Below are 1,190 nucleotides of genomic sequence, written 5' to 3' on the forward strand. Positions count from 1 at the left end.
CGGTCACGGCCAGCAAGGCCTTACGCCGGCCACCTCGCGAAAGCGTGGGACGAAACCTCGGCGATACACGTGCGTACATGGAACAACTCCTGTCGTGACAGTGAAGAGCGATCGAAGCGTGAGTCGGTACGCGCCTCGGTGAAGGTGGCGGATTCTGACTCCGGGACCGGATACGGGCTCTTGCGAGATGTGGGGCAAAGTCGGACGGGCCGTCGCTCTGGTGACCTGGCGACGCTTGTGAGCACGGGCCCGCCGGGGTATCGGTCGCCGTTCCCGCGAGCGGGACCGGCGACCGATACCGTCGAGCGCCGATGGCGGCAGGGTTCCCGCCCGCCGGCCCGACCCGACCTCATCGGGCGTCTGCGGCCGCGGGGCGGGAGCTGCGGTTTTCCGGTTGGGTCGGTGAGGCTTTCAGCGGCAGAGGGTCGTTCCGACGGCGGCCTCCGCGTGCTGTTCGGTGGCGCTGTCGGTCGGGATGGCGGTCAGTGCGATGTTGACCGCACGGCCGTTCTCCGTGACACCTCCCAAGGTGGTGTATCCCGGAATGGTGCCGCCATGGCCCCAGTAGACGCCGCCGCACGGCAGCGGCCTCTTGAACAGGCCCAGTCCATAACTGATACCCGGGCCGGCCATCTCTGCGGGGACGGTGGTGCGCATCTGGGCGAGCTGAGCCGGAGGCAGGAGTTCGCCGTCGAGGAGGGCGCTGTAGAAGCGGTTGAGGTCGCTGTTGGTGGAGATCACCGCGCCCGCGGCCCAGCCCCACGACGGGTCGAGTTCGGTGACCTCGCTCCAGGGCGAGTCGGCCGTGTCCCGGTGATAGCCCTTGGGGTGGGGCTCGTCGATGGTCATGTCTCCGGGGGTGGGGAAGTAGGTGTGGCGCAGTCCGATGCGGTCGACGACGCGCCGGTTGATCTCCTCGCCCAGCGGGCGGCCGGTGACCTTCTGGATGATCAGGCCCGCGACCAGGTAGTTCGTGTTGTTGTACTCCCACTTCGCGCCCGGGGAGAAGTGAGCCTTCTGTGCGAGTGCGCTGTCGAGGAGCTCGCGCGGCTCGTAGTACCTCTGCCGATCCTCAAGGATCGCGCCCTTGTCCAAGTATTCGGGCAGGCCGCTGGTGTGCTGGAGGAGTTGGCGGATGGTGATGTGGCGTCCGTCGATCCCCTCACCGCGCAGCAGGCCGGGCAGGTAGG

General features: G+C 67.9%; 1 protein-coding gene. It reads right to left on the reverse strand.

What is annotated here, in order from left to right; all coding sequences use genetic code 11:
* Positions 1-411: 411 nt before the first annotated feature.
* Positions 412-1,190 (reverse strand): serine hydrolase domain-containing protein (locus AB0N06_RS38940; protein ID WP_366139384.1); only part of this gene is annotated, 779 nt, incomplete at its 5' end.

The organism is Streptomyces sp. NPDC051020, from assembly GCF_040683105.1.
Taxonomy (GTDB): domain Bacteria; phylum Actinomycetota; class Actinomycetes; order Streptomycetales; family Streptomycetaceae; genus Streptomyces.